We start from the raw sequence: 13,824 nt of genomic DNA, 5'->3' as shown, positions 1-13,824 counted from the left end.
CCGCCTTGGGCGGATGATTGTTATTTATTTATTTCAATCAATTCAATTTGAAAGATCAAAACAGCATTGGGAGGGATATTTATACCATTCCCTTCATTTCCGTAGCACATGCCTGAAGGCGCATACATGATAATTCTTCCACCTTCCTGCATGGTTGGAAGCATTGTTTTCCATGAATCAATTAGTGAGTTTAGCCTAAAATCTACATTTTCTGCTTCATCAAATATTTCTCCTTCAAGAAACTGACCTGTGTATGTCACAGTGACTAAATCCGTAAGCGTTGGATTCAATCCTGTTCCTTCTTCAAGTACTCGATAGCGAATTCCAGAGCTGTGAATCTGGGCATTTATATTATTACCTTCCAAATGCTGATCTATTCTTGCCAGATCGATTTCCAATTGTTCGCTGGCCGACCTAACAAGTGAAACAAGCTCCATTTCAAAAATCAAAACCGTATTAGGAGGAATGGGCCCGCTCCCTCTAGAACCATACGCATACTTAGATGGCACATACATAGTCATTTTACCACCTTCTTTCATTTCAGGAATCATCAACGCCCAGGCTTCAATCAGTGCTCCCAAGTTGAAATTAACTCCTAAGTCATTTCTGTCGAAAATTTCGCCATTCAAAAAGGTCCCCTTGTATTTAACAATTACATTGCCGGAAGCTGTTGGTGACTCTCCGTCCCCCTCCCGATCCACAACGTATCGTATGCCGGACTCATGCTCCTGTGCTGTTATCCCATTCGCTGATAAATGACTATCAATTATTTCCAGATCTAAAGCAAGTTGCTCTTCTTCTGTAAGTCCTTCTTCATCTTTACCACATCCACTAATGAGTGCGATTCCAAAAACTGTGATTAGTAAAAGTATTTTTTTCATATCAAATTTCACTATTATCCAAATAAAGCGCCGGCAATGGTTGCCGTCATCATTGTGGCAAGTGTCGCTGCAACTAAGGCTCGGAATCCAAGCTTAGACAAGTCGGCCTGCCTTCCAGGAGCCATCCCTCCAATTCCACCGATCTGAATGGCGATAGAGCTGAAATTAGCAAATCCACAAAGTGCGTATGTTGAAATCACAATTGATTTCTGCGACAGTAAACCAGCAGCTTTCATATCCGCCAAACTCAAATACGCAACAAACTCATTAATTACCGTTTTCTGTCCTAACAAGGATCCTACTTTTATGGTTTCCGCCCAATCTACACCCATGATAAATGCAAAAACTCTGAATACCTGGCCGAGTATATATTGCAATGAAAACCCTTCAAAAGCTCCATCAGTTGTCCTTATAACAAACTCGTTTAGTCCGAACAACTCACCGATTCCATCCACCAAAATCCAGTTCAGTGCAAAAATCACAGCAATGAAGGCCAATAGCATTCCGGCAATATTCAATGCAAGCTTTACCCCATCTGAAGCCCCTCGCGCTAATGCATCCACCAGATTTACACCAATATTTTCCTTGTTTACCTTAAGACTACTGTCAATCTTTTCTGGTTGGTCTTCAGGTAAGAAAATTTTTGCCATAACGATCGCGGCAGGTGCATTCATGATAGAAGCACTTAACAGATAGGTAGCAAAAACTTCTTGCTGCGCTACATCGCCACCACCAAGAAACGAAACATACGCACCTAGAACACTACCCGCTATTGTTGCCATCCCCCCTGTCATGAGACAATTCAGCTCTGAATTGGTCATTTTTCCAATAAACGGACGTACCAAAAGTGGTGCTTCTGTTTGTCCTAAAAAGATATTTCCTGCGGCAGATAAACTCTCCGCTCCAGACAGTCGCATCGTCTTGGCCATAATCCAGGCAAAACCGTAGACGATTTTTTGAAGGAGACCTAAATAATAAAGTCCTGCTGTAACAGCAGAAAAGAAGATGACTGTAGGCAAAGCTTGAAAGACAAACAAAAAGCCTAGATTATGATTGGCATCCTGAACTGCATTACTATTTTTAGCTAAATCACCATACAGGAACTCTGCTCCTTTGAGACCAAAATTGAGGAATTTAACAAAACCCGAACTCATCCAGCTAAAGAGCTGATTAACGAATTCCACATTTGCAATCATCAATCCAATCACTACTTGGATAAATATACCGATTCCAACAAGCCGGAAGTCAACTCGTTTTCTGTTACCGGAAAGCGCCCATGCGATAGCAACAAGCCCCAATAATCCGGCTATTCCTCTTATGTACTCCATGTTAATTTCGCTTATTCAGCACGTCCCTGATTCGAGCGGCCTTTTCATAGTCTTCTTTGTCCAGGGCGTCAGTGAGCAGTTTCTCAAGTTCGCTAGATGACAAATCTTCAATACTAGTCTTCTCTTCTGGCTTTGATGCCTCTTTCTGTACTATTTCTTCCTCGTATTCATCGGTCAGCACTATACCTGCCTCGGTCATAATACTTTCGTTGGTAAAGAAATCCACGTTAAACCGAAGACCTATGGCGATAGCATCAGATGGTCTGGAGTCTATTTCGAAAATTTTACCATCATGCTCACAAATGATCCGAGCGAAAAAGACTCCTTCTTTAAGGTCTGAGATGTAGACTTCCTTTATTGATATATCAAAATTGTGGGAAAACGCTTTGAACAGGTCGTGAGTCATTGGACGATTTGGGACAATCTTCTCGATCTCGATGGCTATTGCCTGAGCTTCGAACATTCCAATGATGATCGGCAACCTTCTGTTTCCGCCGGACTCTCCCAATACAAGCGCAAAAGAGCCTGATTGGGACTGACTTGAAGACAGTCCCAATATCTCTAATTTTATTTTATCATTGGCCATTAACCCTGTGCCTTCTTGATTGCTTCAGTAAGTTTTGGAACTACATCAAAGGCATCACCAACGACACCATAATCTGCAGCTTTGAAAAACGGAGCTTCCGGATCCTTATTAATTACAAGAATATACTTTGAGGAGTTCACTCCTGCTAAATGCTGAATAGCTCCTGAAATTCCGATAGCAATATACAATGATGGACTTACTTTAATGCCTGTCTGACCTACGTGCTCGTGGTGAGGCCTCCAGTCCATATCAGAAACAGGCTTGCTACAACCAGTTGCAGCGCCTAGAGTCTTCGCTAGCTCCTCAATCATTCCCCAGTTTTCCGGTCCTTTCAATCCTCTACCGCCTGAGACAACTAAATCAGCTTCGGGGAGTAAAATATCTCCTTCTGCCTTTTCTACCTTGGTTGTCTTTACTGTGAAATCTGAATCATTCGTTGCTGGAGCAAAATCAACTACCTCAGGAGAGCCTCCATCTTCCTTGATGGCAATTGCATTTTTCTTAATAATGATGATTTTCTTATCCCCTTCAAGGTTGGTATTAGCAAACGCTTTACCTGTGTAAATACTTTTCTTAACTGAATACCCTCCTGAAGTATCAGGTAGATCAGTGACATTTGAAGCCAATGATGCGTCTACTTTAATGGATACTCTTGCTGAAACAGGATCGCCTAATGAGCTTTTTGCTAAAACAAGAAGATCAGAGCCTTCCTGGTTCATCGCTTCTGCTATTGCTGAAGCATAAGCCATAATATTTGGTGCAGACAGTTTGTCATCTGTTACGCTCAGCACCTTACTTGCTCCGGCTTTACCGACCTCATCCATATCATCGGTTTTGCCAAAAACAATAGCTGTAACATCGCCTGCAACAGCATGCGCATAACTAACAGCCTCCAACGATGACTTCTTTACTTTTCCTTCATCTAATTCTACAAATGCTAATGCTGCCATGTTATATAACTTTTGCTTCGTTTTTCAATAGATTAACTAATTCATCCATGTTGTCAGGATCAACCAACTTCACATCTCCTTTTGCAGGTGGCAATTCAAACTTGCTCACTTTCGTTTTTGGTGCATCACCTGTAGGATCTTTCACTTCTAAAGGTTTGGTTCTAGCACTCATTATTCCACGCATATTTGGTATCTTCCATTCTGCAATCGGCTCCTGACATCCCGCTACAAATGGAAGTGGTAATTCCATGTATTCCTTACCACCCTCAATCTCTCTTGAAATTTTAGCGGTATCACCATCGATATCTAGCGTCATTACCGGTGAAACAGAAGGAATCCCTAAAAGCTCCCCTACCATTCCATGAACCTGACCACCATTAAAATCGATTGACTCTCGTCCCATAAGGATTAGGTCAAAGCCACCATCCTTTGCTACTGCAGCAATCTGCTTCGCTACAAAAAGTGCATCCTCTGGAAAAGCATTGATTCTTATAGCATCATCAGCGCCAATGGCTAAGGCTTTTCGTATGGTAGGTTCCGTTTCAGCTTCTCCAACATTAAGGACGGTAATGCTACCTCCAGACTGTTCTTTCAATTCTACAGCTCTAGCTAATGCATAATCATCGTACGGACCTATGATAAATTGGACACCATTCTTGTCGAACTTAGTGTCTCCGTCAGTGAAAGCAATGCGCGATGTGGTATCAGGCACATGCGTAATACAAACTAATATTTTCATGTGTATAAATAATTTTTAATAGTCACCGGTTCGCCGGCGCGATGGAATTCGCATGAGTGATATTCATCCTAGATTGGTATTTATCAAAATCATGCTCATTTCATTTATCTAATCAAGTGTTTTGTATAAGAAACAAGTAAGAAATCAATCGGTTCAACCGCTGATTTTCGAACCTCGAAGTTAGCAATATTGACGAATTTGGGAAGCCTATATTAGAGCCTTTTGATAAAATAAGGAAACCTGCCTGACACGACTCTTATCTTCCTTAGGGATTTTAACTCATTTAAGTATTTTCTTTTACAATGGTTTTATCTTTTAATCATTCTTTCTAAATTTCGGTACAAGAACCAAATTTTTAATATTATGAGAAGATTTAATCAGTTGGGCATCCTCGCCCTATCTCTGGTAATGCTATGGTCTTGCCAGGAAAATGAAACACAAAGACCGGAACTAGAAGAGGTCCCGCAAGAAGTTCTAGAAAAAGTAGCGGTCCTTGGCTTTAATGCCGATGAGGTGAAAATGTATGATGGCAATCTGTTTATTGAAGGTGACATTAGAATTTCATTGGATCAGTTGGACCGCATGTCCCCAAGTGAAGGATTACCGGTAGAAGAACATTATCATACAGATAATCTTGTAACCGGAACCCCACGAACGATTAATGTTTTTGTAAACATGCCGCAGAAGTATAAAGATGCGACTGACATTGCAATTGACCGATACAACAATGAAAGCCTGAACTTAACCTTTAATCGAGTATCTAGCTCAGGACAGGCAGACATCACCATAAAAGCCTCACCATGGTACTATTACTGGTTTGGAATATTGGGCTCAGCTGGATTCCCTGAAAATGGAGATCCATACGGCACGATCCTGATGACCAGAGGCTACTATGATAATGTATCTAACATCAATGGGCTAGCGACTACCATTGCCCATGAGATGGGGCATTGCATCGGATTTCGTCATACAGATTACATGGACAGAAGTTACAGCTGCGGTGGTGCTCCTGACAATGAAGGCGATGGTGGTGTAGGTGCCAATCATATCCCGGGAACACCAACCGGACCAAGCGCGAATAGCTGGATGCTAGCGTGTGGCAGTCCTGAAGGAGATCGACCTTTCACAGCTGATGACAAAACAGCTTTGGGGTACGTCTATTGATCCGTAAGTAATATGAAGCTGCCTCATTAGATCTGTTGGACTTAATGTAGTAGCTCTTTTCTGTATTTAGTCGTCCCATCACTCAAGTGGTTGGACGACTTTTTTTTATTTCATCCCAGAATTTTGATTCTCAGAAAAACATTCGTATTCTCAAATTGGGAATACCATTCAATCTGAAATTGCACTTATAGGCAAATAAGCCACATTGGCACACTAGTGGCATTTTGTAGTTTAAAAAATGTAACTATGAAAAATCTACTAATAGCCACATTACTTATTTCGATTCCATTCCTCTCTCCTGCTCAATCATCACAGGTGGTCAATGAAGACATTGAGATTATTGAGGAATTTCACTCCATCAATGTCAATTCCAGATATACTGTCTATTTGAAGCAATCCAATGAGACTAAAATTGAAGTCCGTGCTTTGAAGGAGATATTGGATATCTCTGAATTTAAAGTAGAGGATGGTGTGCTTAATATCAATATCAAGAGAGACAAAAAGAACAAAAGCGTTTGGGAACAAATCGATGATATCAAAATAGCTCCAAAACTGGATGTATTTGTTTCAATGAAAGAAGTGAATGCTTTAAATGTTTATGGAAATGGTAAAATCATAACTGAAAATTCTATTTCCTCTAACAGGTTAGATATAACACTTTCAGGATCAGGATCTTTAGCTGCTGACATTAAAGGTGGAAAACTAGCCATTAATCACTCTGGAGGTGGATTGATGAAAATCAAAGGGTATGCTGATCATGCAGATGTATCACTATCCGGCTATGGAAAAATTGAAGGTTATGAACTCGATTTAAAGTCAGCCAAAACCAAATTGACTGGATCAGGAGATGTTGAAATCAAAGTGGATGAACAGCTTGAGGCTTTTGTCTATGGTGATGGCACAATCAGCTTTAAAGGAAACACGAAAGAAGTAACTAAAAAAGAATACGGATTAGGTAAGGTGGAGCGTACGTATTGATTGAATCCTCTTCATATTAATACGTATCATAGTAGAGGCCATCCTCGTAAATTTCGGGGGTGGTTTTTCTATGTTTATAGACCAAAAAGCAATTTGACGGGTAAATGACGGGTATATTGCAATGCGTTTTTTTGGCAAACAGTCTATGTTCGAAATAGAATTGCTGAAAAATTAATCTGAAAATGAAACAACCCGAACTTGGTAAAAGGCTGGCAGACCTGAGGCAGCAGAAAAGCATGACCCAGGAAGAGCTGGTAGAAGCTTGCAATGTTAGCGTAAGAACCATACAGCGCATTGAGTCTGGCGAAGTGACTCCTCGAACTTCCACTGTGAAGATATTGCTATCTGCACTGGGTGCTGATCTTGAAAGCTTCAAGAGTACAATAGAAATCACAAAATCGGACGAAAAACTCCGAACCTCTGAGTCCTGGCTTCATGTAGCATGGATTTCGGGAATCGTTTACTTTGTGTTGGGGTTTCTGGATGCCGCACTAGAATATGGAAGGTATGAAAATGAATTTGAAGTCGATTCGGTAACGTTTTACGCATTTTCTAAACTATTATATTTCGTCTCCTATTCTTTTTTCATGTTTGGCCTGATTAGGCTGGGCGACTACTTTACCAATTATCTATTAAAGATTACAGGGTATTTAATGGTAGGCTTATTCGCCATCATAACTTTCTTTGACATTTTCTCCATTTTCTACTCAATGAGTGAATTCAACCTGATGACATTGGGAGCGGGTGAATCTATTTGTGTTGGTGCTACAGGAATTGTTTTTGGAATAGGACTTATGCGCCTTCAAGATAGTATGGGGCAGCTCGCAAAAATTGCCGGGATTATAGAAATAGTAGCCGGATTCTTTTTCGCTGTAGTAATCCTCTTTTTGCTCGGATACATGATGTTAGTTCCAGCAACCATCATCGAAATTATCCTTCTCTACAAAGGGTATGAGTTCATTAAATCTGAGCGACTAAAAAGTTAAGACCATGAAAAGATTCAGTTGTTTACTCAGTCTTCTCGGACTGGGGTGGTTGCTCTATTGCCTTTTTCAACCGATTGTTGACTGGAATTTTGGATGGAAAGATCTCCCAGAAAACCGGAATAATACGATGTTTAAGGGTGTAGAAGATGAGAAATACCTGCAACCTATTCATTCATCTAAACTGCATTTAGATAGTATTCTCACCATTAGTAACGCACCCTCCATTTCTGTTGCCGCTATGATAAATGGCAAAATGGTGTGGACCTATGCTATTGGTTTTAAGGACCTGGATGTTATGTTGCCTGCTGATACAGCCACTCGATACAGGGTAGGTAGTGTATCAAAAGCTCTTACTTCATTAGGGTTGGGTAAGATGATAGAAAGTAACCAAATCTACCTTAACTCTTCGATTCAGTATTATACTAATTTCTTTCAGGAAAAACCCAAAATAACCATTCGACAATTGGCTTCTCACCAATCAGGAATTCGAAATTATGGAACATGCTTTTGCTTTCCTGTTTGGGAATATTATCGGAATAAGGAATTTGAAAGCGTGGAAGAAAGCCTGAGTGATTTTGAAAGCGATGGATTGTTATTCAATCCCGGCGAGGGATTCTCCTATAGTTCCTTCAACTATACCGCATTGAGTCATGCTATGGAGAAGGCCTCAAACATGGATTTCCTTAGCCTTATGGAGGATGGCGTGTTTAAGCCCTTGGGAATGATCCACACCATGCCAGATAAGCATGATGTACCTATACCTAATAAGGCTGTTCCGTATGATGTGGATGGGAATCTCTTTAAAAAAACGGTTGATGTAAATCTCAGCAACAAATGGGCCGGAGGTGGATTCCTCTCCGCTCCTTCTGACCTGGTCAGGGCTGGGAATGCACTACTGGATTCCGGGTATTTAAATTCGGAAACAATAGAATTGCTTACATCCCCGCAACGATTGAAAAGCGATTCTATCAATGAACAATATTATGCCCTAGGCTGGCGACATAATTACTCGGAAAGGTATTTTAATGGCGAGCGAAAAGTAGCGGTTATTCACCACGGAGGGATGGCTGTTGGTGGATTGGCTTTATTGGCAGTTTATCCTGAGTTTGATCTGGTAATTGCCATTACTATAAACAAGACAGGACAGGAAGGAAGGTTTGAATTATTTGATTACATCACACCGATTGTAAACGCTTTCATCAAAAGGTTGGAAGAAAAATCACTCTAGCTGTACCTTCGCACCTTATGAGCGAAGCAGTTGATGTTTTAATTGTGGGAGCCGGACCTATAGGGCTGGCTTGCGGCATTGAATGTGAGAAAACCAACCTTTCCTATGTCATTGTTGACAAAGGCTGTCTGGTCAATTCACTATACAATTACCCCCGAAACATGACCTTCTTTTCCACGTCTGATCGACTGGAAATTGGTGGAGTTCCATTCATTTCGCATAATCCTAAGCCTACCCGACCGGAAGCCCTGGAATATTATCGACGAGTTGCTTCTTCTTGGAAATTGAACACCCGATTGTATGAGCGCATAGAAGAAGTAAAAAAGGAAGATGAACTATTTCAGGTTCACTCAAGCCGGCGAACATATACTGCTAAAAAACTAATCATAGCAACTGGTTTCTATGATTTACCATACATGCTCAATGCTCCTGGTGAAGATTTGCCGAAAGTGAAACATTATTACGACGAACCACACCCCTATTATGATATGGATGTTGCAGTCGTTGGAGCTGCTAACTCTGCGGTAGATGTAGCACTGGAGGTGTATCGGAAAGGTGCCAAAAGTGTGACCATGGTCATTCGGGAAGAAGAAATCAACCCACGAGTGAAATACTGGGTAAAACCTGATATTGATAATCGAATTGCAGAAGGTTCAATTAAAGCCTATTTTGAAAGTAACATTACGAGAATAGAGGAACACTCCATTGACATTCAAACGCCAAAGGAGCAGTTGACTATTCCAAATGATTTTGTACTGGCTATGACCGGCTATCAGCCTGATTTTTCATTCCTGAAGCATGTAGGAGTTGAGATTGGTGATGATGAGTTTCAAACACCTAACTACAATGAGAAGACCATGGAAACGAATGTTCCCGGAGTTTATCTAGCGGGAGTAATTTGTGGTGGACTGAAAACGAATGCCTGGTTTATAGAAAATTCCAGAGAGCATGCAGAGATTATCATCAACCACATAGTCAACTAATGGATTATATCGGATTTATTGCTGCTTTCCTGACCACTATATCATTTGCACCTCAGGCAATTAAAACCATACGAACCAAAAGCACCGAGAGCCTTTCACTTGGGATGTATCTGATATTCACAATCGGAGTTGCTTGCTGGCTTGCTTACGGAATACATCTGGGAGATGCTCCCATCATTTTCGCAAATTCAATCACACTCCTATTGACAGGAACCATTCTAGCTTTGAAGATTAAGCATGGTTAATCTCTCACCCTTCCTTGCAAAACACTGATATTCTGGTCGATTGGATTTCCGTTTGTTCTTCTCAATGTAATTATTTGCCCAACATGATTGATCGCATCAGCGATCGGGCCATTTAGCAAGTTCCAAAAAGGAAACTCTGCCGACGGAAAAACCATGTCGAATCTATCTAAATCTTCACCGCTAGATTTTTTCAGGACATCACTGGCTTCACGAATGTTTTCTAATGTTTTACTTCTTTTTTCCTGATATGATAATCCCTCAATTTCCACACCTTCAAATGGTTTTTCATTAACAGCATCCACCAGGATTTGGGTCAATGAAAGAATATGATCTATGGTTTCTTCTACATTTCGTGCACCCTCGCTGGGCCGATAGTTCAGGTCACTTTCAGTGAGGCCGGCAGTTCCCCAATAGTATCTAAAACCAAGTCCGTCGACTATTCTTGCAGAGGTGGTTCCTGCATTGTATTCATCGGGGTATTCAGGAATTTGGTAGTAATAGTCTGTGGAGTCTGCTTGTTGAGCAAACGTTGAAGTGATTGTAAATAGAAAAGAGAAAAAAAAATATCCTTTACACATGATTGGTTTAGTTGGTTAATCCCAAAAGTAGTTTACAAGAGTGAATTACAAACCTGTTTATTAGTAAACAACCAACCACATTACCCCCCTTGCTATTCTCCGCTTACTAGTAAATCATGTAAAGCTTTCTGTTCAGCAAAAGATTCCTTTTTTAGGACACCAGAATCGACGGATTTAGGTTCAGAGTTTCTAGTCAGGTATATCGGAACTTCCACTCGAACCGTCTTTTCAACTAACACTGTATCTGGTGGTAAGTGAACGAGCACAGTATCATAAACAGGGACATTCACAGCGACAGGTTTTTCCACTATGACCTCTTTTTGCGGAAGCAATACCCAAATTAATGGGATAACTACCAAAAGAATAATGAAATTGGCATAGAGAGGAGTTTTTGTATAGATCCAACTATTTCTATTTGATTGCTGCTTTCCTTTTATTAGACTTATAAGTTGTGCTTTTGTACGACCACTTGGCTGCATTTCTTTTTCAGCTCGCAATTGATGGATCGCTCTGAACATTCCTTTGTACTCCTCCTCGCTAATTTCATGCTCTACCCATTCGCGATCTTCATTTGAAAGCGATTCAAATGGTGTTGACCTTAGCAGCTTATCTAATTTTTCAAAGTTTTTCATAATCCTTCCTTTTAATCTAATTCCACGCGATCAACAACAAACTTTCGAATGTAAAAAAGCTTCGATTTTACCGTTCCGGAGGGGATATCATAGATCTCAGCTAATTCTCTTAATGACATATCCTGCTGATAACGTAACAGAAACATTGATCTTCGTTCTTCATCCAGCATATCAAGCAGCTTGTAAACCTCGTCTTTTATAAACCCTTCATCTATTGAACGTTCCGCTTCTGAATACACAACACCTTCTTCGAGTTGGCTGAGGTATTGCGTTTCAAAGCCTTTTTTCCGATATGCATTCTTACACATATTATGTGCTATTTGAAATAACCACGGCCGTACAAGGCTATGTTCATTATATAACTCAGGTCGCTCTATCAGCTTTGCAAAAAGATCATGTAAGTGATCTTCAGCTACAGAACTATCTGACCAAAGCATTCGATAAAAAAATGCTTTAATTCGGCTAGCGTAGCGATCATAAAGCAATGTAAAAGCACGATGATCCCCATCTTTAATGAGGATCATCAATTGCTCGTCGGTCTTACTTTTATATTTTCTGAACAGTTTCAACTATTCCTCGATTACCTCCATGAACAATCTAAAACCAACTGTCGTATCTGGTCCGCTATAACTGACCTCACTGGTTATTGTGCTTTCTTCCGGCAGATGATTCCAGCTGCCACCCATGGCGATCCCATTAATATCTGTCATTTCCGCCACATTGCCAATCACATCGTATAGCCCCATACCATTAGAGAAATATGTGCCTACTGGGGAGGTTATTTCAAAACCATCACCATTAATTTCTGCAGGGCAGGTTTTCTCATCACTAACCTTCACATTAGCCAAATAGCAACCTTTGTTGTTCATAACAGTATTTCTAAACTCCCACTCACCATACCAGGGATATGAAACCTTATGCTCGTTCAATGAAAAATTCTGCTTTTTGTTTTTCTCTCCATAGTATGCTGTTACCGTATTTTCCGACAAGTTCCAAGACTGAAACTCTGTGTATCCCAATGCAGCCATTGTCCATTCGTTTTTAGAAGGTAATCGAAATTTAACCTTCTCAAATTCTCTTCCCTCCTGAGCATTATATTGTGCTGTTAGCCATTCACAATATATCTTGGCTGCCTCGTAAGTAATATCCATAGTAGGGTAATCCCCATAATTTCCCTTTTTCATGTCTGGTCTTCCCATAAAATGATAGCTTTTGTGAAAGTTGTAGGAAAACCCTTCGTACTTGGAGAGATCAATGTTCACCTTTTCAAAAATATCGTCATACTCATTATCCTTTAAGTACTTCAGAAAAAACTCGAATTCCTTATTTGTCAATTCAACGTGTGAGGCATAAATATTTCCTTTCACCTTTTGTAGCTTTCGATCTAAAGTTTTGATGTCAATTTCCACTTTCTTAAAATCAGTAGGATTTTTAGATCCTTTTGCAAGCAAAATATCTACTTGTGACTTGAGCTGATTTCTATCTGCAATTAGTAACAAGCGATCTTTAAAAAAATCAGACTTTTCAAATTGCTGATACTCATCATAATATTCTTTAAGCAAGACAAGTGGTACAAGGTAGTTAGCCTCCAAAACTTTGCCTGTGGAGCTATTCGGTTCTCCATTAAAATCAATGGTTAGATAGTCTAATAGGAATCGATTTTCAAGATTTTCCTTAAGTGACCCATACTGATCCAATCGATCAGATTCATACTGCGAGGCTAATCCAACCACATACAGTCGACTATCAATAGCACTAATATGTTTCCGAGGTAAAGTCAATGCGTAAAAAAAATCACTGTCAGGATTAGACTCAGGTAAATCGAAAATAGTCTCAGAACTTTTGATTCCCAGATCTTCAAATTTTCTGGATAGGTAAGAGCTGTTTTCAGCTAACTCCAAATTAATTATTTCTACATCTTCCCGCACTGACATGACATCCTGAAGAACCCAAAGCGGAATGGTTGTGTGAGTAGCCTCTGTAATCAGAATTCCATTATCGACTACAGACATCAAAACATTATATGCATAGTTTAAAGTGCTGCTATGTACAAGTCCACTTTCAAATACCTTGTCCGAATAGATTTCTCTATCATCTGATAATTTGAACTCGGCCAGTAAGACTCTGGCTTCCAAAAAATCATCTGTGTTACTTTTTATCAGTGCGTTTTCTAGGGAACTAACACCTTCATCCGTCCACCCTATAAGGCTTGCTTTCACATATTCAGCTTCTGCCGACTCTGGATGATACTTATTTACATCAGTGCTTATTATTTGAAGTTCTTCATCAGAGGCTCCACTATACTTTGCTGATTTAAAAAGCTCTATCCATCCATTTTTATCAGTTGGATTATCATTCATAAATTTTTTCCATAAGGTAAACCTTTCGTTGTACCAACCTTTTGACTTCAACTCAGTCAATTTAGAAGGGATTGGCTCAGGCCTTACTTTGGCGAATGTGGTAATACTTAGAAAAACTAAGAGGTAACTTATTTTTAGATTCTTCATTTTAATTACGTTTGGGTTTGTTAAAATGGGCCCGACATG

Annotated in this window: 15 protein-coding genes; 6 read left to right on the top strand and 9 right to left on the bottom strand. The window is 40.1% G+C overall.

Annotation, left to right across the window (positions count from 1 at the left end):
• Positions 1 to 20: 20 nt before the first annotated feature.
• The 5 genes from CHB71_RS16425 to CHB71_RS16405 are packed head-to-tail and all read right to left on the bottom strand — an operon-like array spanning position 21 to position 4,484.
• The gene (locus CHB71_RS16425; RefSeq protein ID WP_144017459.1) at positions 21 to 881 is read right to left on the bottom strand and encodes an FKBP-type peptidyl-prolyl cis-trans isomerase; all 861 of its coding nucleotides are present in this window, start codon (positions 879 to 881) and stop codon (positions 21 to 23) included.
• 14 nt (positions 882 to 895) lie between these two features.
• The gene (locus CHB71_RS16420) at positions 896 to 2,209 is read right to left on the bottom strand and encodes a NupC/NupG family nucleoside CNT transporter (protein WP_089358024.1); all 1,314 of its coding nucleotides are present in this window, start codon (positions 2,207 to 2,209) and stop codon (positions 896 to 898) included.
• Position 2,210: 1 nt separating this feature from the next.
• Positions 2,211 to 2,795, bottom strand: coding sequence for a bifunctional nuclease family protein (locus tag CHB71_RS16415; RefSeq protein ID WP_089358023.1), 585 nt, complete (start codon positions 2,793 to 2,795; stop codon positions 2,211 to 2,213).
• Entirely contained in the window at positions 2,795 to 3,745 is a 951-nt protein-coding gene (locus CHB71_RS16410; RefSeq protein WP_089358022.1) for an electron transfer flavoprotein subunit alpha/FixB family protein, read from the bottom strand. Before CHB71_RS16410 ends, CHB71_RS16415 begins: the two co-directional genes overlap by 1 nt.
• A gap of 1 nt (position 3,746) precedes the next feature.
• Positions 3,747 to 4,484: an electron transfer flavoprotein subunit beta/FixA family protein gene (locus CHB71_RS16405; protein ID WP_089358021.1), complete on the bottom strand. Its 738-nt coding sequence runs from the start codon at positions 4,482 to 4,484 to the stop codon at positions 3,747 to 3,749.
• Between the two features lie 363 nt (positions 4,485 to 4,847).
• Between CHB71_RS16405 and CHB71_RS16400 the strand changes: the two genes are divergently transcribed.
• The 6 genes from CHB71_RS16400 (at position 4,848) to CHB71_RS16375 (ending at position 10,068) form a co-directional block, all read left to right on the top strand.
• The gene (locus tag CHB71_RS16400; protein ID WP_089358020.1) at positions 4,848 to 5,648 is read left to right on the top strand and encodes a M57 family metalloprotease; all 801 of its coding nucleotides are present in this window, start codon (positions 4,848 to 4,850) and stop codon (positions 5,646 to 5,648) included.
• A gap of 246 nt (positions 5,649 to 5,894) precedes the next feature.
• Entirely contained in the window at positions 5,895 to 6,626 is a 732-nt protein-coding gene (locus tag CHB71_RS16395) for a head GIN domain-containing protein (RefSeq protein WP_089358019.1), read from the top strand.
• 182 nt (positions 6,627 to 6,808) lie between these two features.
• Positions 6,809 to 7,612, top strand: a complete 804-nt coding sequence (locus CHB71_RS16390) for a helix-turn-helix domain-containing protein (protein WP_089358018.1) — start codon at positions 6,809 to 6,811, stop codon at positions 7,610 to 7,612.
• A gap of 4 nt (positions 7,613 to 7,616) precedes the next feature.
• On the top strand, positions 7,617 to 8,840 hold the full coding sequence (locus tag CHB71_RS16385; protein ID WP_089358017.1) for a serine hydrolase domain-containing protein: 1,224 nt from the start codon (positions 7,617 to 7,619) through the stop codon (positions 8,838 to 8,840).
• 17 nt (positions 8,841 to 8,857) lie between these two features.
• Positions 8,858 to 9,823 carry a YpdA family putative bacillithiol disulfide reductase gene (locus CHB71_RS16380; RefSeq protein WP_089358016.1) on the top strand — a complete coding sequence of 322 codons (966 nt, stop codon included), beginning with the start codon at positions 8,858 to 8,860 and terminating at the stop codon, positions 9,821 to 9,823.
• Positions 9,823 to 10,068, top strand: coding sequence for a SemiSWEET transporter (locus tag CHB71_RS16375; RefSeq protein ID WP_089358015.1), 246 nt, complete (start codon positions 9,823 to 9,825; stop codon positions 10,066 to 10,068). The genes CHB71_RS16380 and CHB71_RS16375 overlap by 1 nt, the downstream gene beginning before the upstream one ends.
• Here the strand turns inward: CHB71_RS16375 and CHB71_RS16370 are convergent.
• The 4 genes from CHB71_RS16370 to CHB71_RS16355 all read right to left on the bottom strand — a co-directional run bounded on the left by CHB71_RS16370 (position 10,065) and on the right by CHB71_RS16355 (position 13,785).
• Positions 10,065 to 10,646, bottom strand: a complete 582-nt coding sequence (locus CHB71_RS16370) for a DinB family protein (RefSeq protein ID WP_089358014.1) — start codon at positions 10,644 to 10,646, stop codon at positions 10,065 to 10,067. The two genes, CHB71_RS16375 and CHB71_RS16370, sit on opposite strands and share 4 nt — an antisense overlap.
• A 92-nt stretch (positions 10,647 to 10,738) precedes the next feature.
• Positions 10,739 to 11,278, bottom strand: coding sequence for a hypothetical protein (locus tag CHB71_RS16365; protein ID WP_089358013.1), 540 nt, complete (start codon positions 11,276 to 11,278; stop codon positions 10,739 to 10,741).
• 11 nt (positions 11,279 to 11,289) lie between these two features.
• Entirely contained in the window at positions 11,290 to 11,847 is a 558-nt protein-coding gene (locus CHB71_RS16360) for an RNA polymerase sigma factor (protein WP_089358012.1), read from the bottom strand.
• Positions 11,848 to 13,785, bottom strand: a complete 1,938-nt coding sequence (locus CHB71_RS16355) for a formylglycine-generating enzyme family protein (protein WP_089358011.1) — start codon at positions 13,783 to 13,785, stop codon at positions 11,848 to 11,850.
• Positions 13,786 to 13,824: the final 39 nt, after the last annotated feature.

This window comes from Ekhidna lutea (assembly GCF_900188325.1).
GTDB classification, from domain to species: Bacteria; Bacteroidota; Bacteroidia; order Cytophagales; family Cyclobacteriaceae; genus Ekhidna; species Ekhidna lutea.
Note: the sequence above shows the minus strand (reverse complement) of the source record. Positions and strands in the feature narration are given on the sequence as shown.

What these genes read in the sequence shown, in the direction of transcription:
- CHB71_RS16425 (WP_144017459.1), bottom strand. Translation starts at nt 881, where the DNA reads ATGAAAAAAATACTTTTACTAATCACAGTTTTTGGAATCGCACTCATT.
- CHB71_RS16420 (WP_089358024.1), bottom strand. Translation starts at nt 2,209, where the DNA reads ATGGAGTACATAAGAGGAATAGCCGGATTATTGGGGCTTGTTGCTATC.
- CHB71_RS16415 (WP_089358023.1), bottom strand. Translation starts at nt 2,795, where the DNA reads ATGGCCAATGATAAAATAAAATTAGAGATATTGGGACTGTCTTCAAGT.
- CHB71_RS16410 (WP_089358022.1), bottom strand. Translation starts at nt 3,745, where the DNA reads ATGGCAGCATTAGCATTTGTAGAATTAGATGAAGGAAAAGTAAAGAAG.
- CHB71_RS16405 (WP_089358021.1), bottom strand. Translation starts at nt 4,484, where the DNA reads ATGAAAATATTAGTTTGTATTACGCATGTGCCTGATACCACATCGCGC.
- CHB71_RS16400 (WP_089358020.1), top strand. Translation starts at nt 4,848, where the DNA reads ATGAGAAGATTTAATCAGTTGGGCATCCTCGCCCTATCTCTGGTAATG.
- CHB71_RS16395 (WP_089358019.1), top strand. Translation starts at nt 5,895, where the DNA reads ATGAAAAATCTACTAATAGCCACATTACTTATTTCGATTCCATTCCTC.
- CHB71_RS16390 (WP_089358018.1), top strand. Translation starts at nt 6,809, where the DNA reads ATGAAACAACCCGAACTTGGTAAAAGGCTGGCAGACCTGAGGCAGCAG.
- CHB71_RS16385 (WP_089358017.1), top strand. Translation starts at nt 7,617, where the DNA reads ATGAAAAGATTCAGTTGTTTACTCAGTCTTCTCGGACTGGGGTGGTTG.
- CHB71_RS16380 (WP_089358016.1), top strand. Translation starts at nt 8,858, where the DNA reads ATGAGCGAAGCAGTTGATGTTTTAATTGTGGGAGCCGGACCTATAGGG.
- CHB71_RS16375 (WP_089358015.1), top strand. Translation starts at nt 9,823, where the DNA reads ATGGATTATATCGGATTTATTGCTGCTTTCCTGACCACTATATCATTT.
- CHB71_RS16370 (WP_089358014.1), bottom strand. Translation starts at nt 10,646, where the DNA reads ATGTGTAAAGGATATTTTTTTTTCTCTTTTCTATTTACAATCACTTCA.
- CHB71_RS16365 (WP_089358013.1), bottom strand. Translation starts at nt 11,278, where the DNA reads ATGAAAAACTTTGAAAAATTAGATAAGCTGCTAAGGTCAACACCATTT.
- CHB71_RS16355 (WP_089358011.1), bottom strand. Translation starts at nt 13,785, where the DNA reads ATGAAGAATCTAAAAATAAGTTACCTCTTAGTTTTTCTAAGTATTACC.